Annotated in this window: 21 protein-coding genes; 6 read left to right on the plus strand and 15 right to left on the minus strand. The window is 66.9% G+C overall.

The features are described 5' to 3' along the window. Nucleotides 1-109: 109 nt before the first annotated feature. From LI336_RS14865 to LI336_RS14910, 10 genes are all read right to left on the minus strand, one after another. On the minus strand, nt 110-742 hold the full coding sequence (locus tag LI336_RS14865; protein WP_227133929.1) for a dolichol kinase: 633 nt from the start codon (nt 740-742) through the stop codon (nt 110-112). Beyond that, on the minus strand, nt 739-2,472 hold the full coding sequence (gene glyS / locus LI336_RS14870) for a glycine--tRNA ligase (protein ID WP_227133930.1): 1,734 nt from the start codon (nt 2,470-2,472) through the stop codon (nt 739-741). The genes LI336_RS14865 and glyS overlap by 4 nt, the downstream gene beginning before the upstream one ends. Then, nucleotides 2,465-3,316, minus strand: a complete 852-nt coding sequence (locus LI336_RS14875) for a CBS domain-containing protein (protein WP_227133931.1) — start codon at nt 3,314-3,316, stop codon at nt 2,465-2,467. Before LI336_RS14875 ends, glyS begins: the two co-directional genes overlap by 8 nt. Nucleotides 3,317-3,403: 87 nt before the next feature. Further along, entirely contained in the window at nt 3,404-4,036 is a 633-nt protein-coding gene (locus LI336_RS14880; RefSeq protein WP_227133932.1) for a DUF7529 family protein, read from the minus strand. A gap of 124 nt (nt 4,037-4,160) precedes the next feature. Next, nucleotides 4,161-4,595, minus strand: coding sequence for a DUF7555 family protein (locus tag LI336_RS14885; protein WP_227133933.1), 435 nt, complete (start codon nt 4,593-4,595; stop codon nt 4,161-4,163). 25 nt (nt 4,596-4,620) lie between these two features. After that, nucleotides 4,621-6,267 (minus strand): ABC transporter ATP-binding protein, encoded by a 1,647-nt coding sequence (locus LI336_RS14890; RefSeq protein WP_438267292.1) that lies wholly within the window; start codon nt 6,265-6,267, stop codon nt 4,621-4,623. An 11-nt stretch (nt 6,268-6,278) separates the two neighbouring features. After that, nucleotides 6,279-7,670 carry an ABC transporter ATP-binding protein gene (locus LI336_RS14895; protein ID WP_227133935.1) on the minus strand — a complete coding sequence of 464 codons (1,392 nt, stop codon included), beginning with the start codon at nt 7,668-7,670 and terminating at the stop codon, nt 6,279-6,281. Continuing rightward, a complete protein-coding gene (locus tag LI336_RS14900) occupies nt 7,670-9,409 on the minus strand; it encodes an ABC transporter permease (RefSeq protein WP_368408389.1) in 1,740 nt (579 codons plus the stop codon). Before LI336_RS14900 ends, LI336_RS14895 begins: the two co-directional genes overlap by 1 nt. Next, entirely contained in the window at nt 9,406-10,476 is a 1,071-nt protein-coding gene (locus LI336_RS14905) for an ABC transporter permease (RefSeq protein WP_227133937.1), read from the minus strand. The genes LI336_RS14900 and LI336_RS14905 overlap by 4 nt, the downstream gene beginning before the upstream one ends. A gap of 156 nt (nt 10,477-10,632) precedes the next feature. Beyond that, nucleotides 10,633-12,546 (minus strand): ABC transporter substrate-binding protein, encoded by a 1,914-nt coding sequence (locus LI336_RS14910; RefSeq protein WP_227133938.1) that lies wholly within the window; start codon nt 12,544-12,546, stop codon nt 10,633-10,635. A gap of 401 nt (nt 12,547-12,947) precedes the next feature. Between LI336_RS14910 and LI336_RS14915 the strand changes: the two genes are divergently transcribed. The 5 genes from LI336_RS14915 (at nt 12,948) to LI336_RS14935 (ending at nt 19,483) form a co-directional block, all read left to right on the plus strand. Then, nucleotides 12,948-13,118 (plus strand): DUF7556 family protein, encoded by a 171-nt coding sequence (locus tag LI336_RS14915; protein ID WP_166039045.1) that lies wholly within the window; start codon nt 12,948-12,950, stop codon nt 13,116-13,118. 171 nt (nt 13,119-13,289) lie between these two features. Continuing rightward, complete coding sequence (locus LI336_RS14920; RefSeq protein ID WP_227133939.1) at nt 13,290-13,709, plus strand: PPC domain-containing DNA-binding protein; 420 nt, start codon at nt 13,290-13,292, stop codon at nt 13,707-13,709. After that, nucleotides 13,710-17,897, plus strand: a complete 4,188-nt coding sequence (locus LI336_RS14925; protein ID WP_227133940.1) for a DNA-directed DNA polymerase II large subunit — start codon at nt 13,710-13,712, stop codon at nt 17,895-17,897. It begins immediately after the preceding gene. Nucleotides 17,898-18,164: 267 nt separating this feature from the next. Next, a complete protein-coding gene (locus LI336_RS14930) occupies nt 18,165-18,464 on the plus strand; it encodes a DUF7130 family rubredoxin-like protein (protein WP_227133941.1) in 300 nt (99 codons plus the stop codon). Nucleotides 18,465-18,541: 77 nt separating this feature from the next. Beyond that, nucleotides 18,542-19,483: a ketopantoate reductase family protein gene (locus tag LI336_RS14935; protein WP_227133942.1), complete on the plus strand. Its 942-nt coding sequence runs from the start codon at nt 18,542-18,544 to the stop codon at nt 19,481-19,483. Nucleotides 19,484-19,559: 76 nt separating this feature from the next. Here the strand turns inward: LI336_RS14935 and LI336_RS14940 are convergent, their stop codons facing one another. The 5 genes from LI336_RS14940 to LI336_RS14960 form a co-directional block, all read right to left on the minus strand. Continuing rightward, a complete protein-coding gene (locus LI336_RS14940) occupies nt 19,560-20,594 on the minus strand; it encodes a lysylphosphatidylglycerol synthase transmembrane domain-containing protein (protein ID WP_227133944.1) in 1,035 nt (344 codons plus the stop codon). 52 nt (nt 20,595-20,646) lie between these two features. Then, nucleotides 20,647-22,224: a sulfatase family protein gene (locus LI336_RS14945; RefSeq protein ID WP_227133945.1), complete on the minus strand. Its 1,578-nt coding sequence runs from the start codon at nt 22,222-22,224 to the stop codon at nt 20,647-20,649. A gap of 204 nt (nt 22,225-22,428) precedes the next feature. Then, complete coding sequence (locus LI336_RS14950) at nt 22,429-22,785, minus strand: NifU family protein (protein WP_227133946.1); 357 nt, start codon at nt 22,783-22,785, stop codon at nt 22,429-22,431. 163 nt (nt 22,786-22,948) lie between these two features. Beyond that, nucleotides 22,949-23,638, minus strand: coding sequence for a phosphatase PAP2 family protein (locus tag LI336_RS14955; RefSeq protein WP_227133947.1), 690 nt, complete (start codon nt 23,636-23,638; stop codon nt 22,949-22,951). Nucleotides 23,639-23,745: 107 nt separating this feature from the next. Further along, a complete protein-coding gene (locus tag LI336_RS14960) occupies nt 23,746-24,063 on the minus strand; it encodes a DUF5783 family protein (RefSeq protein WP_227133949.1) in 318 nt (105 codons plus the stop codon). Nucleotides 24,064-24,221: 158 nt separating this feature from the next. On the opposite strand from LI336_RS14960, the gene LI336_RS14965 reads away from it, so the two are divergent. Further along, nucleotides 24,222-25,988, plus strand: coding sequence for a vWA domain-containing protein (locus tag LI336_RS14965; protein WP_227133950.1), 1,767 nt, complete (start codon nt 24,222-24,224; stop codon nt 25,986-25,988). Nucleotides 25,989-26,630: the final 642 nt, after the last annotated feature.

Genomic DNA, 26,630 nt, shown 5'->3' on the forward strand with positions numbered 1-26,630 from the left:
CTACGTCGTCGTTGAGCGGCCTCGCGGTTAAGCGTTCGCCGAGCACGGTGGAAGTGAAACCGTGGCGCGTGCGGCGACGTCGACAGCGGTGGTCGTCAGGGCGCCGGCGCTACAGGGACAGCGGCGCGAGCACCGGCGGCAGGTACCGCAGCCCGAGCCACGCCCCGGCCGCGACCGCCAGCGGGATGGAGAGGTTGTCGTCGACCACCACCCCGCGGAACCGCGGCTTCACGCCGTCGGCGACCGTCGCCCCGACCGCACCGAGCGCGGCCGCGGACAACGGCAGGAACGACCACGCCAGCACGAACGACGTCCCGAACATCGCGGCGAGGACGCGCGGGCGCTTCACCGTCCGCAACTCGCCGTCGGACAACAACCCGCTCACGGGGTCGCCGAGCATCAACGCGAGCATCGCCGGCACCGCGATCGCCGGCTCGAACGCGAGCGCGACCGCGGTCGCACTCCACGTGTAGAGCGCGTACCCCGCCGGGTTCTCCTGCTCGTACTCGCGCGTCAGCTTCTCGAACACCACCCACTCCAGGCCGACGAACAACCGCAACACCTCTAGAATGGTGACCGCGACCGCGAACACCACGAAGAACGCCCTGACGTGGACCCACTCCACGCCCACGTCACGCCCGAACACCCACGCGAGCGGGACGACCGCACCGCTGGCGTGCACGAGCCGACGCGCCACCTCGTCGCGGAGCCCGACGAGTTCCTGCGGACCGGACTCGCTCACGCGTCCACGAGGTCCTCGAAGTCGAGTTCGCCCGCGCGAAGCTCCGCGAACGTCCCGACGAGGTCGTCGACGTCCACGCGCACCTGCTCGGTCGAATCGCGTTCGCGGATCGTCGCCGTTCCCTCCGGGTCGGCGTCCAGCGTCACGCAGTACGGCGTCCCGACCTCGTCCTGCCGTCGGTAGCGACGACCGATGCTCCCGGAGTCGTCGTACGTCACGTCGAACCCGGCCGCACGAAGCGTCGACGCGACCTCGCGCGCCGTCTCCGGCAGCCCGTCCTGGTCCGTGAGCGGGAACACGCCGACGAACGTCGGCGCCACCGCCGCGGGAAGTCGAAGGACGTCGCGCTCCTCGCCCTCGACCTCGTCGGTCTCGTGGGCGTGCGCGAGCACCGAGTACACGACGCGACCGACGCCGAACGCCGGCTCGACGACGTGCGGCGTGATGTGCTCGCCGTGCTCCGTGACCTCCTCGACCGCGAACCCCGTCTGCTCGGTCGGCACCGTGTACGTCTCGCCGTCGACCTCGACGGTCACCTCGTCGCCGTCGAACGCCGACCGGTCGCGGTCCGCGAGCGCCTGCAGCGCCTCCGCGACGTCACCAGCAGCACCGCCGAACTCCGGCCCGAGGTAGCTCATGTCCGGGTCGACGGTCGCGCGCTCCGTCGACACCGGCTCGTCGTACTCCTTGAACAGCGTGAACGAATCGTCGCCGTACTTCGCGTGCTTCGACAGGTCGTAGTCGCTCCGCGCCGCGATGCCCTCGATCTCGACCCAGTCGCCGTCGACGAGCGCCTCCGCGTCCCAGCAGTCGCTCGCGTAGTGCGCGAGCTCGCCCGGGAGGTGCTGGCGGAGCCGGTACTTCTCCATGTCGATGCCGACGCGCTCGAACCACGCCGTCGACCGCGCCAGGAAGTACGCCAGCCACTCGCCCGCGACGACGCCCTCCTCGACCGCCTCCGTCGGCGTCAACGTCAGGTACTCCTCGCCGTCGCCCTCCTGGGCGTCGGCGGGATACAGCGGGAGCGTGACGTCCGCGACCGCGTCCAGATCCGGTTCGTCCTCCTCCGGGTCGATGAACATCTCCAGTTCCGCCATCGTGAACTCGCGAGCACGCAACAGCGCGTTCCGCGGCGAGATCTCGTTCCGGTAGCCCGCACCGATCTGCGCGACCCCGAACGGCGTCTGGTTGCGCGCGTACTCCTTCAATCGCGGGAACTCCACGAACATCCCCTGGGCGGTCTCCGGCCGCAGATACCCGGCCTGGTCGCCGCCCGGCCCGATGCTCGTCTCGAACATCAGGTTGAACGTCTCCACGGGCTGGCCCACGAGGCTCTCGCCGCACTCCGGACACGCCAGCTCGTGCTCCGCGATGAGCGCCTCGACCTCGTCGGTCGGCAAGCTCTCCGCGTCCTCCAGGTCCGTCGCGTCCTCCACGACGTGGTCCGCGCGATGACTCTCACCGCACCCCGGGCACTCGACGAGCATGTCGTCGAACCCATCCAGGTGCCCCGACGCCTCGAACACCGCCTCGGGCGTCACCGTCGGCGCGTCGATCTCGAGGTTCCCCTCCTTCGTCACGAACCGGTCGCGCCACGCGTCCTCCACGTTGCGCTTCAACGCCGCACCCTCCGGGCCGTACGTGTAGAACCCCGCGACGCCACCGTACGCCTCGTTCGACTGGAAGAAGAACCCGCGGCGGCGCGCGAGCTCGCTCAGGTCGCTACTCATACAGCGCCTCCAGGACGTCCACGTCCCGAACGACACCGACCAGGCGGTCACCGGACACCACCGGCACCTGCTCGATGTCGTGCGTGATCATCTCCTGGGCCGCCTTCTGGACGGACTTGCGTCCCGAGATCGTCACCAGGTCCGCCGTCATGAACTTGCTGACTGGCTCCGCCGGAATCTCGACGTTCCGCGTCGGCACGTACCGACCACCGACGGCCTTGATGCCCTCCCACATCCACTCGTCGTCCTCGTTCGCGATCGAGTTCCCCGTGTCGTCCTCGCCCTCGACGATACGCGCCACCTCGATGATGTCGACCTCCGTCAACATCCCCGTCAGGTCCGCGTCGTCGTCCAGCACGACCGCGTACGGGACGTTCGCGTAGAACAGCTCGCGTTCCGCGACCGGGAGCGGCGTCCCCGCGTACGTCGTGTTCACGTCCCGCGTCGCGACCGACTCCACGGTCGCGTCCGTCGCCGCGTCCCCGCGAGCGACCGCATGCACGACGTCCGTCATCGTCACGATACCCTCGAGCTCGCCGTCGACAACCGGCATCCGGCGCGCACCCTCCTCGACCATCTGCCGCGCGACAACCGTCAGGTCCGCGTCCGCCGTCGTCGTCGGCACCTCCTCCATCAATATCGCGAGCTGGTCCTCGTCGGGCTGGTCGATGAGCGCGTCGCGAGACACGAGGCCACGATACTCCTCTCCGGCCTCGGTCCGCTTCACCACGGGCACCGACGAGAACCCGTGCTCCTGGAGGTACTCGAGCACGTCGTCGCGCGTCCCGGGCAACTCGACCGTAACCAACTCCGAGCGCGTCGTCATAGCGTCGGCAACGTTCATACACGCACCCTACAGTCAAAACGGAAATAAAGCCCCTGTTTCTGCCGGCGCGCACGCACCGCACCGACCGACGAACCGAACGCGCGCTCAGGCGTCCTCGACCGACCCGTCCTCGACGTCCTCCGGGTCGACGTCGTCGAGCTTCTTCGCGACCTCCTGGGGGTCCATCGACTCCATCCGGTAATCCTCGATACGGTCGATCTGGGGCACGAACTTCTCGACGCTATCGTGCTCGAACGCACCGATACGCGTCCCGTCGATGAGCTGCGCGTACGTGTACATCTCGTCCTCGCGACGCGCCGCGTTCACCATCCCCGGCGCGAACCGGAGCTCGTACTGGCCCGCGACGAAGATGACCGTCTCCGTCGCCGGGTCGATGTACTCGACGACCACGTACGCACGGCCCTGGTCCTCGGCCCGGTACACCTCGTACTTCGGGAACTCGCGACCCTCGTAGGCGTCCTCGAACTCCTCGGCCATGTTGTTCGGGAGCACGAACACCAGACCGAAGTCGTCGCGGTCGCCCGCGTCCGGGTTCGTCGGCGCCGTATCGACCGCCATACACGAGACGGCCGTCCAGCCCTCCTCGCGGCGAGCCGCAGCCATCGCCTCCATGTCCTCGAGGGTGGCCTCCCACGCCTCCCGGATGGCGTCCGCGTTCGCCGCGATTCGGTCCGCGTGCGTGAAGTCCTCCTCGTCGATGTCGGGGGCTTCGGGCATGGTTCGCACGACGCACCCGAGTCGGTTAAGGGTGTCTCTACGCGCCGACGACACCGACCCAGGACCGTCCCGCTACCCACGTTGAACCTACGAGAACGAGCGGACGAGTGTCCGCGGTCCGGACTCACGCACCGAGTCCGATACCGAACACGAACTCCATCGCCATCGACGCCGCGACGATCGCGACCCCACCGACGAACCGCTTCACGTCCGGCGAGAACCGCTCACCGACCGACAGCTCCGTCCACCGCGCCGGCGGTAGCGCCGCCGCAACGCGCTGCACGACCGACACCTCGACGTTCCCGACCGTCGGATGACTCGCACCCGCATCGACCGACGCCGCACGCTTCTTCGGCGAATCCGGCCGGAGCTTCAAGCTCGCGTACGCCACCACCCCCGCTCCGACGAGGAACGTCACCCACTTCGTGAACACCAACCCACCGAACGCCACCTGCTCGACCACCGACAGCGGCGCGAACACGACCACCAACAGGACCACCACGTACGTCGCCAGGTCCACGACCTTCAACGCGAACGCCTCGACGGCGTCAGGCGACACCCCACTCGAAGACGACGCCGACATCCTAGAGGCGCTTGAAGACCGACTGACTGTCCTCGTACTCGTCGATGTGACGGTGACAGAAGCTCGTCCGGAGCTCGGTCACCGAATGATGCCGCGGCTTCTCCTTGTCGCAGACGCTCCCGAACTCCTCGAAGAGGTAGTTCCGCGCCTGATTATCGTTCCCGGCGTCGACGTAACTCGACGCCTCGCGGATGTGCTGTCGCGCATCGTCCGGTAGCTTGTCCTGCACGTCACCGAACAGCTCGTCCGTGATCTCGGAGATGTCCGAGAACCGCGTCTCCTTCCCGAGGAACTCCCGGACCCGATCCGAGAACGACCGGTCGGCGCGCGTCCGCTCGCGGATGACCTCGCGGAACACCTCGATGCGCTCCCACGCCTCGTCGTCCATCCCGCGGTACGCCTCCGGCCGTATCTTCGCCGGACACCGCGTACTGAACGGACACCCAGCAGGCGGGTCGCGCGGACTCGGCGGCGTCCCCCGCAACGTCACCCGGTCCTTCTCCGCGTTCGGATCCGGCTCCGGGATCGCCGACAGCAACGAATGCGTGTACGGGTTCGCCGGCGCCTCGAACAACTCCTCGGTGTCGCCGATCTCCATGATGTGCCCGAGGTACATCACCGCCACCCGGTCACAGATGTGCTTGACGACGCTCAGGTCGTGCGCGATGAACAGGTACGTCAACCCGAACTCCGTCTGGAGGTCCTCCAGGAGGTTCAGGATCTTCGCCTGCACGGACACGTCTAGCGCCGACACCGGCTCGTCGAGCACCAGGAAGTCCGGTTCGAGCGCGAGCGCTCGCGCGATCCCGATGCGCTGACGCTGCCCGCCACTGAACTGGTGGGGGTACCGGAAGTAGTGCTCCGGGCGAAGCCCGACCGTCTCGAGGAGTTCGCGCACGCGCTCGCGGCGCTCGCGTTTCGTCCCCCAACTGTGGACGTCCAAGGGCTCACGAACGATCTCACCGACCGTCATCCGGTCGTTCAGGCTCGACTCGGGGTCCTGGAAGACGATACCCAGTTGCTTCCCGCGAAGCTTCTTCAACGCGTAATCCGGCGCCGACGTCACGTCGATGTACCCGGCGTCGACCTGCAGGCCGTCACCGCCCTTCGACCCGGACTCCACGAACACGAAGTCCTTCTCGTCGTACAACCCGAGACGCTCACCGAACCCTTCGTCAACGATGGATTCGACCGTCACGTTCCCCTCCGTGACGAGCGTCTTCGCGTTCGCCTCGTCCGCACTGATCGTCGCGAACTGCGGCGCGTCAGTGATGAGCTGGGGTTTCACGCCGTCGTTCAGGAGCTGCTGCACGAGCTCGACCGCGTCGTGACGCTCGTAGACGTCCGGCAGGAACACCGTCCGTCGGCGATTCCCGTTCGCGAACGTCTGCACGACGTCCGGCTTCGAGAACCGGCTGACGCCGGCCGTCGCATCCTCCAACTGCACGAGCGTCCGACCGAGCGTCGACTTCCCACACCCGGACTCGCCGACGAGACCCAGCGTCTCACCGCTCCGGATGTCGAAGTTCACCCCATCGACCGCCTTCACGGGGTTACTCGAAACCAGCCCGCCACCCTCGTAGTACGTCTTCAGGTTACGGACCTCGATCATCGCGTGCTGCTCGTCTGTCGCCTGCGCCGTTGACATCGCTTGTTTGCTCATTCGTCACGCCCTCCTTTCGCCTTGTGGAGTTCGATCGCCTCTGCTTGCGTCGCGTCCTCCGGATACAGGAGGCACGCCGCGATATGGTCGTCGGTGTCGTCGGCGACGCCAACGCGCTCGGGATGCACCGCCTCGCAGTCCTCGAACGCCTCCGGACACCGCGGCGCGAACCGACAGTACGTCGGATCCTCGTTCGGCGTCGGCACGTCCCCCTCGATCGTCAGCAAGCGATCGCCGTCCTGCTGGCCGGGGATGGACTTCAGGAGCCCCCGCGTGTAGGGGTGCTTCGGGTCGTGGAAGACGTCCTCCACGTCCGCCGTCTCGACGACCTCGCCGGCGTACATCACGTTCACGCGATCGGAGATGTCCGCGATGACACCCATGTCGTGCGTGATGAACATGATGGACAGACCACGTTCCTCCTGGAGGTCCTCCAGGAGCTCCAGGATCTGCGCCTGGATGGTGACGTCCAGCGCGGTCGTCGGCTCGTCACAGATCAAGACCTCGGGGTCGCACGCCAGTGCCATCGCGATGACCGCACGCTGACGCATCCCACCACTGAACTGGTGGGGGTACTCGCGGACGCGCCGCCGCGAGTCCGGAATCCCGACCGCCTCGAGCAGGTTGATCGCCTCCTCGGTCGCCTCCGCACCACGCAGCCCGCGGTGCAAGCGAAGCGCCTCCTTGATTTGGTTCCCGACCGTGTACACGGGGTTCAGGGACGTGAGCGGGTCCTGGAACACCATCGCGATGTTCCCACCGCGGAGCTTCCGGAGGCCCTTATCGTGTGCGCGAGTCACGTCGATGTAGCCAGCGTCGACGGTCGCCCCACCGGAGGAGACGTCGCCGCGTTCGACGAACACGAAGTCGTTCCCGTCGACCAGACCGAGGTCGTCCGCGTACCCGGACGTGATGAAGTCGTCCCAGTGAACCGCACCGTCGGTAACCATCTGCTGTGGGTTCACCTGCTCGGCGGGCTTGCCCGCGTACTTCTCGTGGTTCGTCACCTCGCTCGGCTTCGCGCCGAGTTGCGTGAACGCGTCGTCGAGCGCCGTCGCCAGGTCGTGCTTCTCCGAGAGCTTCTGGAGGTCGACGGTCGACCCACGGAACGTGTTCGCGAACCGCTCGACCGCACGCGGCGCGCGGAACTGGACGCTGCTCCCGCGGAGCACGCTCCCCGGGCTCTCGACGAGCCCCATGATGGAGCGCGCCGTCACGGACTTCCCGGACCCGGACTCGCCGACGATGCCGACCGTCTCGGACTCGTGGATGTCGAAACTGATCCCGTCGACAGCGCGGATTGTCTCCTTGTCAGTGAAGAACGACGTCTGGAGGTTCTTCACGCTGAGCACCGCATCGTCCGTGCCGATCTGCTCGGGCGTGGACATCATCCACCACCCCCTGCGGCCGCGGCCTCGTCACTCGACGCCCCGTCGGACTGCGGGTCGATAGCGTCACGGATGCCGTCACCGAACGCGTTGAACCCCGTGACGACGAGCACGACCATGATACCGGGGATGGTCGCGATGTGCCACGAGAACGACGCGACGTACGGCTGCCCGGAGTTCACCATCCGACCCCACTCGGGGACCGGCGGCTCGATACCGAGTCCGAGGAACGACAGCGCCGCGACGCTGATGATGATACCACCGAGGTTCAGCGACCCGTACACGAGCAGGTAGCCGAGGATGTACGGCGCCATGTGTTTCTTCATCGTCGTCGTCGGTCGCTGCCCGTAGCTCTTCGCCGCGTCGATCCACTCCTGCTCGGAGACCTGGAGCGCGGGCCCACGGAGGGCGCGCCACAGGCCAGCCCACTGGATGGCGATGAAGATGAGCACGAGCACGAGCGCACCGTTGTACACCTTCGATATCGGGTGTCCGGCGAGCACCGTACTCAGCAAGATGAGGACGAGCAACGCCGGCATCGCCTGGATACCGTCAGAGAGGACGACGACCGCGAGGTCGGTCAGTCCCTTGTAGTACGCCGTCACGAGCGCGAGCGACGCCGCGATGAACCCGCTCCCGACGATGGCGAGCAGCCCGATGAACAGGCTGACGCGCGACCCCATCGTCATGAACGTCCACAGGTCCTTCCCGTTCGTCGTCGTCCCGATCGGGTGGAACCGACCGAAGTCGTCGTACTGGAGGACGCCGACGTTCCGGTCACCGCCCTGCGAGAGCGACCCGGAGTTCGCGCCACCGTGCGTGATGTTCTTCACAGTCCCGTTCTCGGTGTAGTTCACCTGATAGCTGTACGGTTCCTGGATGTTCTCCTGCGCGGTCACCGGCCCGAGCGGCGGTGCGAAGATCGCCATCGTCAGGAACATCGCGACGACGACGAACCCGAACTGCCCCCAGCGGTGCGTGGAGAACCGGTCGATCATGTCGTCCCGCGGCGTCCAGTCAGCGTACCGGTAGTGCCGACGGAACGTCTTGTACCCGAACCACGCCCAGCCGATCCAGAGGAACGCGTACAGGTACACGAGCAGGACGCGAACGGCCCACACGACCGCCGGCTCCAGTCCGAGGAACGTCCCGTGGTACGGGCCGAGCGCCCCGGTCGGGTACTGGTCGGTCGCCGACGCCGGCGGCTGGAACCCCTGGTTCGGCATCACGTCGCGCGACAGGAGCGTCCAGCGGTCCGTGAACACGGTCGCGATGTCGGCGAGCACTGCGAACAGCCCCTCGAGTGCAGCGCCGAGCGGCGAGAACACGAGCAGCACGCCGATCACGGTGATGACAGACCCGACGATCGTTCGCTCGAGGAGGTCGGCGCTTATCGGCAAGTCCTCCAGGCCGAGCGACTCGACGATGGAGAACGGGATGAAGAACGCCTTCACGAGCACCGTCACGATGGATACCAGGACGAGTCCACCGACGGCGACCATGAAGTAGCCGCCGACGGGACCGAGCGTCCCGACCATCGTATCCACGTACCAGCTCATTATCTCGAGCGACCCCGTGGTGAACGGGTTCACCATATCGCCCCAGAGCATGAGCGTCTCGAAGAACGCACTCGCCTGCGGGAGGAACAGCAACGTTGCACCCGCGAGCCAGATCATCGCTGGCTCGGGGTGCGCGAGAATCCGCTCCCGTAGCGTCGACGTCTCAGATTTTTCACTCATTTGTCATACCCCACTCTCGGATCGATGATCGTGTACAGGAAGTCCTGCAGGATGTTGAGGAACACGATGATCAGGATGAAGATGTACATCAGCGACCCTGCAAGCGGCAGGTCCGCCTGGGTTACCGCCTGGAAGAACAGCCAACCGAGGCCGTTGATTCCGAAGATGGTCTCGAGGATGACGGACCCACCGATGAGGAGGAACGCCTCGTTCAGGATGATGGGCACGAGCGGGATGAGCGCGTTCCGGAAGACGTGCTTCCAGACGATCTTCCCGTTCGAGAGCCCCTTCGCTCGCGCGGTCTCGACGTAGTTCGAGTTCACCGTCTCGAGGACCGCGGTCCGGCCGAGACGCATCTCGTTCCCCATCGACGCCGACCCGAGGACGACCGCGGGCGGCAGGATTCGCTTGATCGCTTCGATGAACGTCTCGAACTTGAACTTGAACGGCAGTCGGAACAACGTCGACCCGCCGATATTGATGCGCGTCACGCCTTCGACGTTGTAGAAGTCGAGTGGCGGTGCACCGATGATGCCTGTGTCGACGATGAACGTCTTCCAGTTGAACCCGAGGAGGACGTTGTCCTGACTGAGTCCCGCGAGGAGGATCACGCCCAGCCAGAAGTTCGGCATGGACCGCCAGACGATCCCCCCGAGGGATGCCAGGTAGTCCGACCACGTGTTCGGATTCAGTCCCGCGTAGAAACCGAGCGGGATACCGACGAACAGCGGGAGGAGCACCGACCAGAAGCCCAGCCAGAGCGTCCGCGGTGCGAAACTCCCGATCAGCTCCATCGCTCTCGTGTCCGGTTGGATGACCCACGACTCGCCGAGGTTGAACATCGCGAGGTCGACCAGGAAGTCGATGTACTGTCCGAATAATGGCTTGTTGAGCCCGAGTTGCGCTTCGATCTGCTCGTACGCCTGCGTGTTTGATTGCGGGCCAAGGATGGCCGACACTGGGTCTATCGGACCCAGGTAGATGATCATGAACGTGAGTGTTGTCCCGAAGAGCACGACCGGGATTGCCAATATCAGTCGGCGCGCGAAGTACGACCACCGACTCATTTTTCGGCCCTCCGGTGAGCCACTTCCATCACCATTGTTCTACTGATAGTGTATTTCGCACCCATGGTTATGTCTTGCGTTCCTTGGTTGAGCATAACCGGCCCGTAGCGGGCGCTACGGCGGCGAAAAACGGAAAACGCGTCGGTTGTCGAGACGTTACTTGTCGCGCTCGCCGATGATGAACTTCCAGCGCTTCTGCCGGGAGCCACCGGCGCCACCGAAGCGCGGTGCGTCGACCCAATCGTACCACATGCGCTCGTCCGTCCGGTGGTACATCGGGAGGAGGACCATGTCCTCCCACATGGCTTCCTCCATCTGCACGTACGCCTCGTCACGCGCGCTCTGCGCGGAGTCGGTCGGCTCGGGATTGTTCTGGATGGTCTCCCAGGCGCTCTGGGCCTGCATCGCGGCGTCGGTCATGCCGTCGTCGTCGCCGTCCCAGTCCAGGTAGAAGCCCTGCGCGCCGCCATCCTGGTCCGTGTTGGTGAGTTCGGGGACGGCCTGCCCGAGGAAGTTGTTCGGGCGCGGCCAGTCCATGACCCAACCCAGGGAGTACGCTTCGAGGTTCCCGTTCCGACCACGCTGGAGGAGCGTCGAGAACGGCGCCTCCTCGAGTTGCATGTTGACGTGGGCGGTCGAGAGCTTGTCGCGGAGGAGCTTCCCGAGACCCTGCCACGTCGGCGACTGGTACGTCGTGAACGTGACCTCGTACTTGTTGTCGGGGCCGTAGCCGGCCTCCTCCATGACGTTCTTCGCCTTGTTGAGTTGCGTCTTGTTGTACCCGTAGGGGTAGCTCTCCTTCGCGTGAGAGGTGTACTCGGGTGCGCCACCGGGGTAGATGTTCGGCGGCGTGAGGTGGTACGCGGCCTTGCCGCGGCCCTTGAACACCTGCTCGACACCTTCCTGCTGGTTCGACACGTACGCGATGGCCTGGCGGACGGGCTTCTCGACGTTCTCGCAGTTGAAGCCGATGTAGAACGAGTTGATCGTCGCGACTTCGAGGTAGTTGGCCGTGGTGCCGTTGTCCATCGGGCCGTACTGACCGTAGCGGCGTCCGAGGTCGTCCGTGCCTTCGACCTGGACCTTGCCGGGGTCGTACTTCGACGTCGGCATCGAGATGAGGTCGGAGTTCTTGTTCTGGGAGTACTGGTAGGCGGTCTCGGCCTTCGGGATGACCTTCCAGTAGACGCCGCCGTTCAGGACTTCGCCGCCGTGGTAGTTGTCGTTACGGACGACTTCGGCTTCCTGGCTGGTCTCCCAGTGGTCGAACTCGTAGGGGCCCGCGCCGATGGGGTTGTTCGTCGCGAACTCCTTGTGCTCCATCATCCCGGAGCCGATGCTCTCGGTCTCGTCGGAGTCGAGGCCGCCGGAGGGGACGACGTCGATGTCGCCGAGGATGCCCTTCGGGATCACGGAGAACGAAGTGTACGCGAGCATCTCGAGCGCCGGGGCGAACGGCTTCGCGAGGCGCATCTTGAACTCGTAGTCGCCGGTCGCCGCCATCTGGAGCGAACCGGGGACGTACGCGCCCTCGTCGTCGGTCTCGTGTGCGATGTTGAGTGCGTACGCGAGGATGAAGTACGTCCGTCGGGAGTTCGAGGAGGCCGCGAGGCGCTCGAAGGAGTACACGACGTCCTCGGCGGTGACTTCGCCGTTGTCGCCGTGATACTCGACGCCTTCCTTGAGTGTGAACGTGTACGTCGTGAAGTCGTCGGAGACGGAGACCTCCTCCGCGAGGAGGTTCTGGACGGCGACTTCGCCGTTCGGGTAGTTCATCAGGGCGTCGAACACCTGCTGGATGATGATGCCGGACGCGGTGTCCGTCGCCTTGATGGGGTCCATCGTGGTGATGGTGGAGTTGATGAGCTGGAGGGTGCGGTCGTTACCCTGGGGCTCGCTGTCACCATCTTCGCCGTCGCCACCGTCGTCACCGTCGCCACCAGTGGTGGTTTCGGGTTCAGTTTCTGTCGAATCGCCGCCACCGAGACAGCCCGCGAGGGCTGCTGCGGTTGCTGCGCCACCGGTCGCCTGTAGGAAACGGCGCCGGTCAACGCTGTTATTGTCTGTCATCCCACGCAGTTCTTTGGCGACGGTTCGGTTAAAATTACCGTTATGGTCTGTGCCGGTTTTACATACCCGAAGTTTCTTATACCAGCATTTGTAATCGGCAGAGGGCTCGGCCCGACCACGACCACGAATTGTTGCCGCTATCGTGACGGCATTATATACGAATGTGGACACGTCGTCGATGCTCGCCTCCACTGCGTCGACGCTCTGGCCAGCCCGACGGCATCCGGCGTATCGCCCCTGGAGCGGGCCACGGTAACGCCACCCGTGGCAGCCAGAAACGCGCCATTATTCGCCAGTCAGAGCGCTCCTCCCGACCGAATCGGGCATTCGACGCTCGACGAGGTCATAAACCGCTCTGTCTTTTCGGAGCGTTTATACCCCTCCATGAGACAGGTACGCACATGGCCGCATCCGAGTCAGGACCCACGGACGCGAACAGTGGGTACGATGTGGTATCGTCTGTCGACGGCGAGGGCTCCAGTAAGGAGTACGTAATCGCCGACATCACAGCAGACGGTGCGTGGCTCGCGATGCAGGCGGACGACGCCCCGGACCTCCCGGACTGGCGGTAACCACCTCCCGGCCCGTGCGCCGGGCGACACCCTCCTGCGAGTTCTGTTCTCGAACGTCCCGTTAGCGACGTCGGTAGCGCCCGAGACTCGGGTGCGACCGGCGCCGGACCGTCGTCGTCGCCAGCAGCGGCGTTGGTCAGTTTTTTGCCCACCCGTGCCGTGGACGCCAGTATGAACTACCGGGAGGTCGAGACCGTCGGGGAGTACCTCGTTCGGCTCGAGAACGGACGGGACTGGCGAGCCCAGGTGGAGGAACTCGCCGACGTGGAGGACATCGACGCGGGCTGGTTCGTCGGCCTCGGCGCGGTCCAGGACGCGACGCTCTGGTACTACCACCAGGACGCGGGCGAGTACGAGCCCGTCGAGTTCGACGAGCACCTCGAGGTCGCGTCCTGCGTCGGGAACCTCAGCGAGTTGGACGGCGAACCGTTCGCGCACACGCACGCCGTGCTCTCTCGACCGGACGGGGAGTCGGTCGCGGGGCACCTGGACGAGGCGACCGTGTTCGCGGGGGAGGTGTACGTGACCGAGTTCGACACCGATCTCGTGCGCGAGCACGACGCCGTGACCGACCTGGACCTCTGGTTATAGATGCGGGAGGACGACGAGCGGTACTTCGAGCGGCTCGAATCCCGGCTCGACGAGGCGTTCGACGTCGCGGAGCACGCGAAGGCCATCGGTGACGACCCGAAGCCCGAGGTGGAGATCCCGACCGCACGCGACATGGCGGACCGCGTGGAGAACATCCTCGGTATCGACGGGGTCGCCGAACGCGTCCGCGAGCTCGAAGGCGAGATGAGTCGCGAGGAGGCGGCGCTCGCGCTCGTCGAGGACTTCGTCGAGGGGTCGGTGGGTGACTACGAGTCCCGCGAGGGGAAGGTCGAGGGCGCGGTCCGGACCGCGGTCGCGCTCCTCACCGAGGGCGTCGTCGCGGCACCCATCGAGGGCATCGACCGCGTGGAGCTCCTGCAGAACGACGACGGCACGGAGTTCGTGAACGTCTACTACGCCGGCCCCATCCGCTCGGCGGGCGGGACCGCGCAGGCGCTGTCCGTGCTGGTCGCGGACTACGCACGCAGCCTCCTCGACATCGAGGAGTTCAACGCCCGGACCGACGAGGTCGAGCGGTACGCCGAGGAGGTCGCGCTCTACGACAAGGAGACCGGGCTCCAGTACTCGCCGAAGGACAAGGAGACGAAGTTCATCGCCGAGCACATGCCCATCATGCTCGACGGGGAGGCGACCGGGGACGAGGAGGTGTCGGGCTTCCGCGACCTGGAGCGCGTTGACACGAACTCCGCGCGCGGTGGGATGTGCCTCGTGCTCGCGGAGGGTATCGCGCTGAAGGCGCCGAAGATCCAGCGGTACACGCGCCAGCTCGACGAGGTCGAGTGGCCGTGGCTCCAGGACCTCATCGACGGCACCATCGGGAAGGACGACGGCGAGGGCGACGACGCCGCGGACGCGGACGCCGACGAGGCTGCGGACGAGGACGACGGCGAGGGGGAAGCGGCCGAAGCCGGTGACGCGAACGACGTCGCCGCGGGCCCGCCACGCCCCGAGAAGTCCAAGAAGTACCTCCGGGACCTCATCGCGGGTCGGCCCGTGTTCGGGCATCCGTCCGAGTCCGGGGGGTTCCGCCTCCGGTACGGCCGAGCGCGCAACCACGGGTTCGCGACGGCGGGCGTTCATCCGGCGACGATGCATCTCGTCGACGACTTCCTCGCCACGGGAACGCAGATCAAGACCGAACGCCCCGGGAAAGCTGCCGGGGTCGTCCCCGTCGACTCCATCGACGGCCCCACGGTCAGGTTGGCGAACGGCGACGTCCGACGCATCGACGACCCCGCCGAAGCGAAGGAGGTCCGGAACGGCGTGGAGTCCATCCTCGACCTCGGCGAGTACCTCGTGAACTACGGCGAGTTCGTCGAGAACAACCATCCGCTCGCGCCGGCGTCGTACACGGTCGAGTGGTGGCGCCAGGACCTGGACGCCGCCGGCTGTGACGTGCAGGCGCTCTCGGACTCCCCGCGCGTCGACCTCGCGGACCCGGACGCGAGCGACGCCCTGGACTGGGCCCGCGAGTACGACGCGCCGTTACATCCACAGTACACGTACATGTTCCACGACGTGAGCGTCGACGACTTCGAGACGCTCGCGGACGCGGTCGCCGCTGCGAGCGTCGAGCCTGCGGTCGCCGACGGCGGCTCGCTCGCTCGCGACGACGACGCGCGAGCCCCCGTCGACCCGGACACCCCCGGCGTGCTCGTCCTCGAACGCACGGAGACGACGCGGCGCGTCCTCGAACGTCTCCTCGTCACGCACCGCCAGACGGACGACGAGTTGCGCGTCGACGACTGGGTGCCGCTCGCTGCGAGTCTCGGCGTCGAGGCGACCCGCGATCCGAGCGCGGACGGCCCGACCGTCACCCTCGAGAAGACGTGGGACGCGGCCGACGTCTCCGAGCGCGCTCGCGAGTACGCCGACGGCGAGAACGCGATCGAGGTCGCGAACGAGGTCGCGCCGTTCGAGTTACGCGAGCGCGCCCCGACCCGCATCGGGAACCGGATGGGGCGCCCGGAGAAGTCCGAGTCCCGCGACCTGTCGCCCGCCGTCCACACCCTGTTCCCCATCGGGGAAGCCGGCGGGAGCCAGCGGTCGGTGAGCGACGCCGCGAAGCACGCTCCAGACATGCGCTCGACGCCCGGTATCGTCGAGGTGGACGTCGGCCGACGCCGCTGCGAGTCCTGTGGCACCGAGACGTGGCGCGCTCGCTGCCCCGAATGCGCCACCCGGACCGACCCCGAGTATTGGTGTCCGTTCTGCGAGCAGGACCTCGAACCGGACGAGGCCGGGCGCGTGTACTGCGACCGCTGCGACGCCACCGGCACCAGCGTCGAACCGACCGACGTCGACGTCAACGAGGTGTACCAGGACGCCATGCGCGCCGTCGGCGAACGCGAGAACGCGTTCGACATCCTCAAAGGCGTTCAGGGATTGCTCTCCGCGAACAAGACGCCCGAACCGATGGAGAAAGGCATCCTCCGCGCGAAACACGGCGTCACGTCGTTCAAAGATGGCACCGTCCGCTACGACATGACGGACCTCCCCGTCACCGCCGTCCGCCCGAGCGAACTCGACGCCACCGCCGACCAGTTCCGCGGCCTCGGCTACGAGACCGACGTCCACGGCGACCCCCTCAGGCACGACGACCAGCTCGTCGAACTCAAGGTCCAGGACATCGTCCTCTCGAACGGCGCCGCCGAACACATGCTGAAGACCGCGGACTTCGTCGACGACCTCCTCGCGCAGTACTACGACCTCGATAGGTTCTACGAGTTCGACGACCGCGACGACCTCATCGGCGAACTCGTCTTCGGCATGGCTCCGCACACGAGCGCCGCCACAGTAGGACGGGTCGTCGGGTTCACGAGCGCCGCCGTCGGCTACGCCCACCCGTACTTCCACGCCGCAAAAAGGCGCAACTGCTTCCATCCCGAAACGAAGGTCTGGTACCGCGATGAGAACGACGACTGGCACTACGACCGTATCGAGACGCTAGTCGAGGACCGACTCGACCCCGAGACCGCGGACGCGGACGACTTCGGCGCACTCGTGCAAGAACTCGATGGGGAAGTGCACGTTCCGTCCCTCGCGGATGACGGCCGAACGGTCCTCAAACCAGTGGAAGCGGTTTCGAAGCACGTCGCTACCGACCACGTCGTCGAGATATCGACCGAGGACGATTCCACGCTGACGGTCACGCCAGAGCACTCGATGGTCGTCTGGGACGACGGTGTCGTGGAAACCGACGCCCGCGACGTCGAGGTCGGTGACCGACTTCCTGCTGCAACGTTCGACGACCCGCACGAAGTAATCCAGACGCCCGCGGTCGCCGACGGCGGAGATCTGGCCTGTGAAACGGTCGAGAACGTCGAATATCGGCCCGCAGAGGTCGATCATACGTATTCGGTGACCGTCGCCGACACGCACCGACTGGTCGCGAACGGCCTCCACTCCGGCCAGTGCGACGGGGACGAAGACTGCGTGATGCTCCTCCTCGATGGGCTTTTGAACTTCAGCAAAACGTACCTCCCGGACAAGCGCGGTGGACGGATGGACGCGCCGCTCGTGATGTCTTCCAGAATCGACCCGTCGGAGATCGACGACGAGGCGCACAACATGGACGTGATGTGGGAGTACCCGCGTGAGTTCTACGAGGCGACGCGGGAGATGGCGGACCCGGAGGACGTGGAGGACGTCATGACGATCGCGGAGGAGAACCTCGGGAGCGAGCGCGAGTACACGGACTTCTTCCATACGCACGATACGAGCGACCTGGCGCTTGGGCCGGACCTGTCGGCGTACAAGACGCTGGGGTCGATGGAGGAGAAGATGGACGCCCAGTTGCACCTCTCACGGAACCTGCGAGCGGTGGACGAGACGGACGTCGCCGAGCGCATCATCGAGGGGCACTTCCTCCCGGACCTCATCGGGAACCTCCGGGCGTTCGCGCGCCAGGAGACGCGGTGCCTGGACTGCGGCGAGAAGTACCGCCGGATGCCACTTACGGGCGACTGCCGCGAATGCGGCGGGCGCGTGAACCTCACCGTCCACCAGGGGTCCGTGAACAAGTACATGCAGACCGCCATCGACGTCGCCGACGACTTCGGCTGCCGGCCCTACACCAAACAACGCCTCGAGAAACTCGAACGCGCACTCGAATCCATCTTCGAGAACGACCACAACAAGCAGAGCGGCATCGCGGACTTCATGTAACACCAACAACCTTTTTTCTGCGTCGGGTCAGCGGAGCTGACCCTCCTTGAAAAAACGTTGCTCGAAAAAGAGCCGAGCGACTCGCTCGCTGCGCTCGCTCGCGCTCGGTGAGTGCGCCTGAACCACGCCGCACGGCCGCCGGCACCACACAGCCACCGCCACCGCTACCACACAGCCACCGCCTCCACGACCGCACAGCCACCGCGCGGTGCCGAGATGCTCTGTCGAAGACCGAATCTTATGTTGCATGGTACCGTACCACATTGTATGAGTCAGTCCGAGGAGCGCGGCGACGTCAAGTTCGGGACGAAGGTATACACGGACGACGGCGAGTTGCTCGGGCACGTCCGCGGGTTCGACGAGCACGGGTTCTACGTCACGGCGGAGGAGGGCGTGGAGGGCTGGAGTATCGAGCACTCGCGCGCCGGCCACGACTTCGGCGAAGCGGAGCTCATGTGGCGGTGCTGGGAGTGCGGCGAGATGGGGAAGTTAGACGGCGAGCTTCCGGAAGCGTGCCCGAACTGCGGGACCGAGCGCGAGGACATCTACTACTGGACGGAGGACTAGCCGCGGACGCGGTCCTCGCCCGGCCGCTGGCGTGACGACGGCAGCGTTTTTCTTGCCCGACGACGGTAGCTCCCAGTATGGAAATCGTCGTCTTCGGCGCGGGGAGTCTCGGGTCGCTACTCGGTGGGGTGCTGGCGCGCGAGCACGACGTGACGCTCGTCGGCCGCGACCCGCACGCGTCGGCGGTCCGCGACTCGGGGCTGCGCGTCGAGGGCGCGTTCGAGGGGACGACGACGCCGAACGCGACGACGGACGGGACCGGGTTGTCGGGCGACGTCGCGCTCGTGACGGTGAAGGCGTTCGACACCTCGGAGGCGGCGGCGGCGCTCGCGACCGGCGAGTTCGACGCGGTCTGCTCGCTCCAGAACGGCATGGGGAACGAGGAGACGCTCGCCGAGCATCTCGACTGCGAGATCCTGGCGGGCACGGCGACCTGCGGTGCGATACTCCAGGACCCGGGCGTCGTCGAGTGTACGGGCCGCGGCGAACTCGTCGTCGGTGCGGCCGACGGCGGCGAGTCGTCGACCGCCGATTCGCTCGCTGCGGCGTTCCGCGACGTCGGGTTCGACGCGGACGCCGTCGACGACATGCCACGGCGCCTCTGGGCGAAGCTCGCGGTGAACGCCGGCATCAACGCGGTGACGGCGCTCGCGCGCGTCGAGAACGGCGCGCTCCTCTCCGGCGACGCGAACGACCTCGCTCGCGCCGCAGCACGGGAGACCGCCAGGGTCGCGAGAGCGCGGGACGTCCCGCTGTCGAACCGCGAAGCGCTGGCGCGCGTCGAGGCCGTCGCCGAGGGAACGGCGACGAACACCTCCTCGATGCGCCAGGACGTCGAAGCCGGGCGACGCACCGAGGTGGACGCCATCAACGGCTACGTCGTCGACGCCGCCACCGAAGCGCGCCGCGAACTCGACCTGGACGTCCCCACGAACCGAGTGCTCACCAGGTTGCTGCGGGCGTGGGAGCGCGGCCACGGCGTCCGCGGAGCGCCCGACAGCGGCCCGAGCGACTCGTAGCAGCGTCTCCCCGTGTGACTCGATCGCCACCGCTCGAACCGACGGCCTGGGGCCCGTCGGATGCCGGTTCAGTCAGTCACGTTCGGTACGTCACCCAGAACGCGGCGATGCCGCCGAGGACGAGCGCGAACACGTAGCTCTCGAGCCGATAGAGCGTCGCAACTGCGGCAGCCATCCCGTTCGTGGTCGCGGTGAGGCTCACGAGGAGTCCGATGAGCGCGCCCTCGACCGCGGCGAGACCGCCAGGGGTCGGGACGAGGCCAGCGATGGTGCTCGCGGGGACGATGAACAGTACCATGAGGAGGCCGACGGGGGCGCCGACGGCCTCGACGGCGAACCACATCGGGAGCGCGAACAGGAGCCACCCGACGTACGAGAACGCGAGCGCGACCAGGAGCTGTCGGGGTTCGCTCGCGATGCGCTCGACGCTCTCGTAGAACCGCTCGATGCGCTCGCGCGCGCCGTCGACCGTGACGCGGTTCGTGACGTTCGTGAGGGGTTTCACGACGGCGAGCACGAGCGATTCCACGGCGTCGCGCCAGTGCCAGCCCGCCCACACGATACCGGGGACGCCGACCGCCATCGCGCCGAGCGCGACCGCGAGCCCGTCCGCGGTCCCGTTCCCGCCGAACCCCGAGGAGAGCACGAGGTACGCAGTGCCGACGGCGGCGAAGTTGAAGAACGGGAGGAGGTTCAGGAGGTCGGCGGTGACGACGCTCGCGAGGCTCTGCTCGTAGTCGGCCTCCGTGTCCCGCGAGAGCACGTACGCGATGAACGGCTCGCCGCCGGCCTGCCCGAGCGGCGTGACGTAGTTCGCGAACGTCGCCGCGAAGTACGTCACCACGAGTTTCCGGTACGGCGCGTCGATGTCGCCGACGCGCAGGACGACCTGCCACGCCTTCCCCCACGCCATCAGGCCGAGCGCGGTCGACAGACACCCGAGTGCGACGTAGACGGGGTCCGCGCTCCGGAGTTCCGCGAGCGCCGCCCGCCAGCCGATGGCGGTCGCGAGGATCGCGAGGAGCACGATGGCGATGGCGAACCCGATCCCCATCTTCACGATGGTCTGCCGGCCGAACACGTCCGCGAGCGACCCCCTCGATTCCGTCACGCGTAGTCTCCTCCTGACATGGATCGTCCTCGTCGATAGCCGTCGACCACGGTTACTCGAGGTACCCGAGGTCCTGCAGGCGGTCCTTCGCGTCGTCGCTCATGTCCGAGAGGACGTCGTCGTCCTCGACTGCCTTCCACTCGCCGCCGTGGCGGTCCTCGAACGCGCCGAGCGCCGCCTCCGTCGCCTCCAGCGCGGCCTCGTCGAGCTCGCTCGCGTGCTCGCGAGCGTCGCCGGCGAGGTCGACCGTCTCCTCGGGGTCGTCCTTGAGCCGGTAGAACTCGTCGGCGATGCGCTCGTTCCGGACGTACTTCGCGTCCGTCCGCCGACCGGCGCGCATCCGCGAGTAGAACCGCGAGTCCTCGTCGAGCGTGATACCCGCCGCACTCGCCTTCTGTTCGAGTTGCTTGAGTTCGACGACCGGCCGGTAGTACTCGACGAACGCGTACTCGCCGCGGTCGCGGTCCGCGCCCTCGTACGCCGGCTCGTCGAACGTCCGGTGGTCGTCGCGCAAGAGCGACCGCGCGGCCTCGAAGTCACGCGCCTGCGGGTCCCGCGTCAGGTCGCCGGGGTCGACGTCGGCGTCGGGCGCGCTGCCAGCGTGGTCGAGGACGGTGTGGTAGAGGTCGAGCATCTCGAACTGCTCGTCGTACCGGCCCGCGTCGAGGTCGGGGTGTTTGACCATGCAGGGGACGTTCACGAGCGGGTCGTAGATGCAGAACTCGTGGCCGTACAGGTCGTGCTCGCCGAACAGTTCGCCGTGGTCCGCGCAGACGACGACCATCGTGTCCTCCCAGACGCCCGCCTCGCGCATCCACGAGAACAACCGGTCGAGCTGGGCGTCCATGTGCCGTATCTCGGCGTCGTAGAGCCCCTGGAGGTCCGCGAACTCGTCGTCGTCGATGTCGCGGGCGCCGCAGTTGTACTCCTTGGAGTTCTGGCAGACCGCCGTGGAGTCGACGCCGGGCGCGAACTCCTCGGCGTACTCCTCGGGCGGATGATACGGGAGGTGGGCGTCCATGAGGTTGATGAACTGGAACCAGTTCTCGCCGTCGGCTTCCGCGTCGGCGATGAAGTCCTGGCTCTTGTCGATGACCTCGGGCGTCTTCGAGTCCGCGCCCTCGCCGCTCGCGGTGTACTCGTGGATCTTGTTCCCGACGCTCACGAGGTAGTCCGCGACCTTCCGCAGGTGGTCGTTGTCGTTCATCGTCTTCCAGACGCTCGCGAGCGGCCCGGAGAGGAAGTCGCCGGGCATCACCTCGAAGAAGTTGTCCTGGTCGTCGAACCCGTCGGTGAGGTGCGTGTACGGCGTGATCCACGCGTTCGACGAGTAACACGCCGACCGGTGCGTATCGGAGAGGGATTGCGCGAGCGTCGTGGCGTCCTCCAGGTAGGGGTTCTCCTGGCTGGCGCCGTGCTCGCTCGGATAGAGACCCGTGAACATCGACGCGTGCACGGGGAGCGTCCACGGGGCGGGAGAGATCGCTTGCTCGTAGACGGCCGCCTCGTCGGCGAAGTCCTCGAGGGCGGGCGTCGTCGGGCGGTCGTGGTCGTAGACAGAGAGGTGGTCCTTCCGGACCGTGTCCAGCACGACGAAGAGGACGTTCCGCCCGGAGTCGGTGCGGTCCATACCGGCTTTCGAGTGAAGCAACGACTAAGAACTGTTGTTTTCGCCGAGCGTTCACGTGCCGGCGAGAACCCGCCCGTGAACCGACGAGAACGCGTCGACGGGACGAGAACGCGTCGACGGGGCGAGAGCGCGTCGACGAGCGAGGCTGCCGGATGCTCTCGGCGGGTGCGGCGTCGCGAGGAGGAGTGGTCGGCGCGTTCGAGGTCAGAACGGTGCCTGCGGGCCTTCGTCGCCCTCGCCGTCGTCGTCGCCCTCGTGACCGGGGAACGACGGGCTCATGCCGCCACCGCCACCGCCGCCGTCCATGCCCGTGTCGGCGTGCACGGTCTCGATCTCGGGGATCTCCTTGACCATCCGGGACTTGATCGCCTGGATCGTCATCGGGGAGATACCACAGCCCGAGCACGCGCCGCCGAGCTGGATGGAGACCTCGCCGGTCTCGCGGTCGAGGTCGGTGATGGCGGCGTTCCCGCCGTGCATCTGGATCTGGGGGAAGTTCCGGCGAAGGAAGTTCGTCACGCGCTCCTCGAGGTCGTCGCCGTCCTGGGTCTCCGTACTCATGGAGTGGACTAGCCAGTGAACGGGCTTAGGCCTTTGGACTGACGCGTTCGGCTTCGGGGGCCGACCGGGGCTCGGAACCGACTGCTCGGTCGCCGCTCGCGGGTGCGGGCTCGGAACCGACTGCTCAGTCCCCGCTCGCGGGTGCGGGCTCGGAACCGACTGCTCAGTCCCCGCTCGCGGGTGCGGGCTCGGGGTCGGCTCCGGCGCGAGCGAGCGTGGCGCGGATCGCTGGCGTGAGGCGGTAGGCGGCGTACGCGAGTCCGAGGCCGAGCGCGAGGTCGGTCAGCCAGTGGATGCCGAGGTAGAGCGTGGACGCGAGCACGGCGCCCGTAATCGTCCAGCTCGCGCGCTCGGCGCCCCGTGGCGCGTGGAGGGACGCGCTCGCTGCGAGGCCGGCGTGCAGGCTCGGGAGCGCCTTCTGGAGCGTGTCGACGTTCAGCATGAACGCCTGTATCGGGCCCGTGGACTCGTAGAGCACGGGTTGGATGCCGTCGAGGAAGTACCCGGTGACGCCGACGGGCACGAAGTAGAAGAACGGGATGGAGAGGCCGATCGTCGTCGTGTACGTGACGACGTAGTCGAGCGCTCGCGACCGTCCCTGCTGGCGTTTCAGGGCGACGTACGTCCAGAGGAGGAGGGCGGGGTACGCGAGCAGGTAGCACGCGACGAAGAACGTCGTGAGGGCGGGGTGAACGAACGGCTGGAAGAGCGCGACGGTACCGCCTTCGAGCGCGTGCACGAGGTCGGTTCGGAGCGGGTACGGCGACAGCTCGGATGCCGTCCCCGCGACGGCGGAGACGACGAGCGGGACGGCGATGTAACTGCAGTCCCGGCGGTCGAGTGGAGGGCGCATCCCTCGAATCTGTCACACAGACCGTTAAATATCCGTTGTTTGATTTGTCAACGTTTCTGGCATGGTGGGTGACAGAGCGAGACGAGTAACGGGGCGCTGCAGCGCGTTCAAACGCTGAAGACGCGCTCGAGTTCGGTCTTTATCTCGTCGAGGTACGCGTCGAGGACGGCGTCGAACTTCTCGCGGTCGGCGAGCACGCCCTCCAGACGGTCGTAGGGGTCGTCGGGGAGGTCGATGGTGAACTCGCCGTCGCCCTCGTAGTGCGGTTCGCTCTCGTTGAGGACCTGCTGGTCGATGGCGTGCACGAGCTCGGCGTCGTACTGCTCGTTCACGCGATTGAACGCGTTCTTGTACGCCTGCTGGAGCTTCGGGAAGTAGTCGACGTACTTCTCCTCCTCGAACGTCTCGGGGTCGAGGTCGGTCATGATGGTGTGTCCGCGGCCGCGAGTGAAAAGTGAGGCGTTTCGCGCGCCGGCTACCGACTCACGACGTGGGTGGTTCGGCCGCGTCGAGCACCAGCAGAGGTGAAATCGTCGTTTCAGCTAGTCTACGTGTTATGGTGTCGGAGACGCACCGTCGTCGTATGTCCCCGCACAGTAGACGGACGGTCCTCTCGCTCGCGACCGCCGCGTCGGCGGCGCTCGCGGGTTGTAGTGGTCGCATCGCAGACCTCCCCTCGCTGTCGGACGACGACGGGCGAGGTGTCGACGACTGGCAGTACTCCCACGGCGACCTCGGTGGCGCCGGTGGCGGCGGCGGCGGCGGGTCGAACGTCACGTACCAGGCGTCGTCCGGCGGCGCAGCCGCCGAGAGCGCGGACGTCGGGCTCGCCGCGGGCGGCGCGAAGGACGCGAACACGTTCCGACGGAACGTCGAGAACGACTACCTCCCCATCCCGTCCTCGCTCTCCTACGAGGGGTTGTTCTACGACTACTACTTCGACACCGGCGACGGCGGGTCCTGCAGCGACCTGTTCTGTCCGCGGTACGCGCCCGCCGTCTCCGCGGACCCGCTCTCGGGCGAGCCCGAACGGTACCTCTCGGTCGGCCTGAACTCCGGGCTGGACGCGGACTCGTTCGACCGGAAGCGCCTGAACCTCGTGCTCGTCCTCGACATATCCGGGTCGATGGGGTCGTCGTTCGACCGGTACTACTACGACCAGTACGGGAACAAGCAGACCGTCGAGGACGCCGGCAGCCAGTCGAAGATGGCGGTCGCGAAGGACGCACTCGCCTCGCTCACGGAGAAACTCCGCCCCGACGACCGCCTCGGCGTCGTCCTCTACAGTCAAGACGCCGCGGTCGCGAAACCCCTGAATCCCGTCGCCGAGACCGACATGGACGCCATCCGCGGCCACATCCACGAGGACGTCCAGCCCGGCGGTGGCACGAACCTCGACGCCGGCATGGACGACGCGCTCTCGCTCCTCGAACCGCACGCGGACGCGGACCAGACGACGTACGAGAACCGCATGATCGTCCTGACGGACGCGATGCCGAACGTCGGCGAGACGAGCGACGAGGGACTGCGTGGTCGCCTGGAGACCGCTGCCGCGGAGCGGAACGTGCACGCGACGTTCGTCGGCGTCGGCGTCGACTTCAACACGGAGATCGTCGACGAGATAACGAGCGTCCGCGGCGCGAACTACTACTCGGTGCACTCGCCCGCGCAGTTCCGCGAGCGCGTCGTCGAGAACTTCGAGTACATGGTGACGCCGCTCGTGTTCGACCTCTCGCTGGAACTGGACGCCGAGGGCTACGAGATAGAGAAGGTGTACGGCTCGTCGGCGGCCGAGGAGTCCACCGGCGAGGTGCTGTCGGTGAAGACGCTGTTCGCGTCCCCGACGTCGGACGGGAAGACGAAGGGTGGCGTCGTGCTCGCGAAGGTCTCGCGGACCGCCGACGCGCCCGGCAAGGGGTCGCTTCGACTGCGCGCGAGCTGGGCGGACCGCACCGGCGAGACGAGCGAGCGCGAGACGACCGTCGAGTTCCCGGACGGCGGCCCGGAGGCGTTCGCGAACACGGGCGTGCGGAAGGCCGTGTTGCTCTCGCGGTACGCTGACCTCCTGAAGCGCTGGATGGTCGACGAACGCGAACGCGACGGCGAACCGACCACGGACGGCGTCGCGGTGTACGACGACGATCATCTCGGCGAGTGGGAGCAACAGAGCGAGGAGCTGTCGGTGTCCGGCGAGTACCGCGACCGGTTCCGTGCGTTCGCGGCGCACTTCGAGCGAGAGATGGACGTCCTCGGCGACGACGCGCTCGAACAGGAGCTCGAACTCCTCCGCACGCTCGCGACGTACGGCGAGGCCACGGAACGCGCGCCCGTCGGCCCGGTCCAGCACTGAGCACGACCGGCCGGTTCCTCCTTCGAGCGCCTGGAGTCCCTGCCCCGCGTCGCGGGCAGCGTGGACGCTAGCGACGAGCAGTCCCTCGACGATCGGCGACGAACACGACGAACCAGATTCGATATCGCGGCATGGGGTTTATCGGATGGCTCGGGGGTGCATTCGGTCGGACGACGACTCATCGCCCAGACCGGTCAGGAACCCCGAAAACGCTGGAATCGAAGACCACCACCGGCTCAGCGACCCCACTCGATACCGATCGGGGCCACCCCGGCTCAGCGCCCGCTTCCAGTAGCATCCGAGACCAACCCGCGTCAGCGACTCGCTTCCGGGAGTAGAGACCAACCCGCGCCAGCGACTCGCTTCCAGGAGTAGAGACCAACCCGCGCCGGCGACTCGGTCGGTCTGCGTCACGAGCGGCCCGTTCCTCGTCGGTTCGAGCGGAAGTCCTCGCTCGACGCCCGAACGGTGGTCCCGGTTCGGCCCGTCCGGGTCGAGGTGTGCGGTGGCGTCGTCGCGCTCGGGAGTCGACCGGTCGAGACCGCGAGTCGGTGGATGTTTCGACTCCCGGTGGCGATGCGGTCTCGCACCCTCCGGTAGTTCGCCCGTTCGTTCGGTGCCGTTCTGCCGGTCCGACCCCAG

Source organism: Halorubellus salinus, assembly GCF_020567525.1.
Classification (GTDB): Archaea; Halobacteriota; Halobacteria; order Halobacteriales; family Natrialbaceae; genus Halorubellus; species Halorubellus salinus.

Coding starts and splice junctions, on each gene's coding strand:
- LI336_RS14955 (WP_227133947.1), bottom strand. CDS start 23,638: ATGCGCCCTCCACTCGACCGCCGGGACTGCAGTTACATCGCCGTCCCG.
- LI336_RS14910 (WP_227133938.1), bottom strand. CDS start 12,546: ATGACAGACAATAACAGCGTTGACCGGCGCCGTTTCCTACAGGCGACC.
- LI336_RS14945 (WP_227133945.1), bottom strand. CDS start 22,224: ATGGACCGCACCGACTCCGGGCGGAACGTCCTCTTCGTCGTGCTGGAC.
- LI336_RS14905 (WP_227133937.1), bottom strand. CDS start 10,476: ATGAGTCGGTGGTCGTACTTCGCGCGCCGACTGATATTGGCAATCCCG.
- LI336_RS14965 (WP_227133950.1), top strand. CDS start 24,222: ATGTCCCCGCACAGTAGACGGACGGTCCTCTCGCTCGCGACCGCCGCG.
- LI336_RS14875 (WP_227133931.1), bottom strand. CDS start 3,316: ATGAACGTTGCCGACGCTATGACGACGCGCTCGGAGTTGGTTACGGTC.
- LI336_RS14960 (WP_227133949.1), bottom strand. CDS start 24,063: ATGACCGACCTCGACCCCGAGACGTTCGAGGAGGAGAAGTACGTCGAC.
- LI336_RS14900 (WP_368408389.1), bottom strand. CDS start 9,409: ATGAGTGAAAAATCTGAGACGTCGACGCTACGGGAGCGGATTCTCGCG.
- LI336_RS14925 (WP_227133940.1), top strand. CDS start 13,710: ATGCGGGAGGACGACGAGCGGTACTTCGAGCGGCTCGAATCCCGGCTC.
- LI336_RS14930 (WP_227133941.1), top strand. CDS start 18,165: ATGAGTCAGTCCGAGGAGCGCGGCGACGTCAAGTTCGGGACGAAGGTA.
- LI336_RS14915 (WP_166039045.1), top strand. CDS start 12,948: ATGGCCGCATCCGAGTCAGGACCCACGGACGCGAACAGTGGGTACGAT.
- LI336_RS14890 (WP_438267292.1), bottom strand. CDS start 6,267: ATGTCAACGGCGCAGGCGACAGACGAGCAGCACGCGATGATCGAGGTC.
- LI336_RS14895 (WP_227133935.1), bottom strand. CDS start 7,670: ATGTCCACGCCCGAGCAGATCGGCACGGACGATGCGGTGCTCAGCGTG.
- glyS (WP_227133930.1), bottom strand. CDS start 2,472: ATGAGTAGCGACCTGAGCGAGCTCGCGCGCCGCCGCGGGTTCTTCTTC.
- LI336_RS14880 (WP_227133932.1), bottom strand. CDS start 4,036: ATGCCCGAAGCCCCCGACATCGACGAGGAGGACTTCACGCACGCGGAC.
- LI336_RS14935 (WP_227133942.1), top strand. CDS start 18,542: ATGGAAATCGTCGTCTTCGGCGCGGGGAGTCTCGGGTCGCTACTCGGT.
- LI336_RS14950 (WP_227133946.1), bottom strand. CDS start 22,785: ATGAGTACGGAGACCCAGGACGGCGACGACCTCGAGGAGCGCGTGACG.
- LI336_RS14920 (WP_227133939.1), top strand. CDS start 13,290: ATGAACTACCGGGAGGTCGAGACCGTCGGGGAGTACCTCGTTCGGCTC.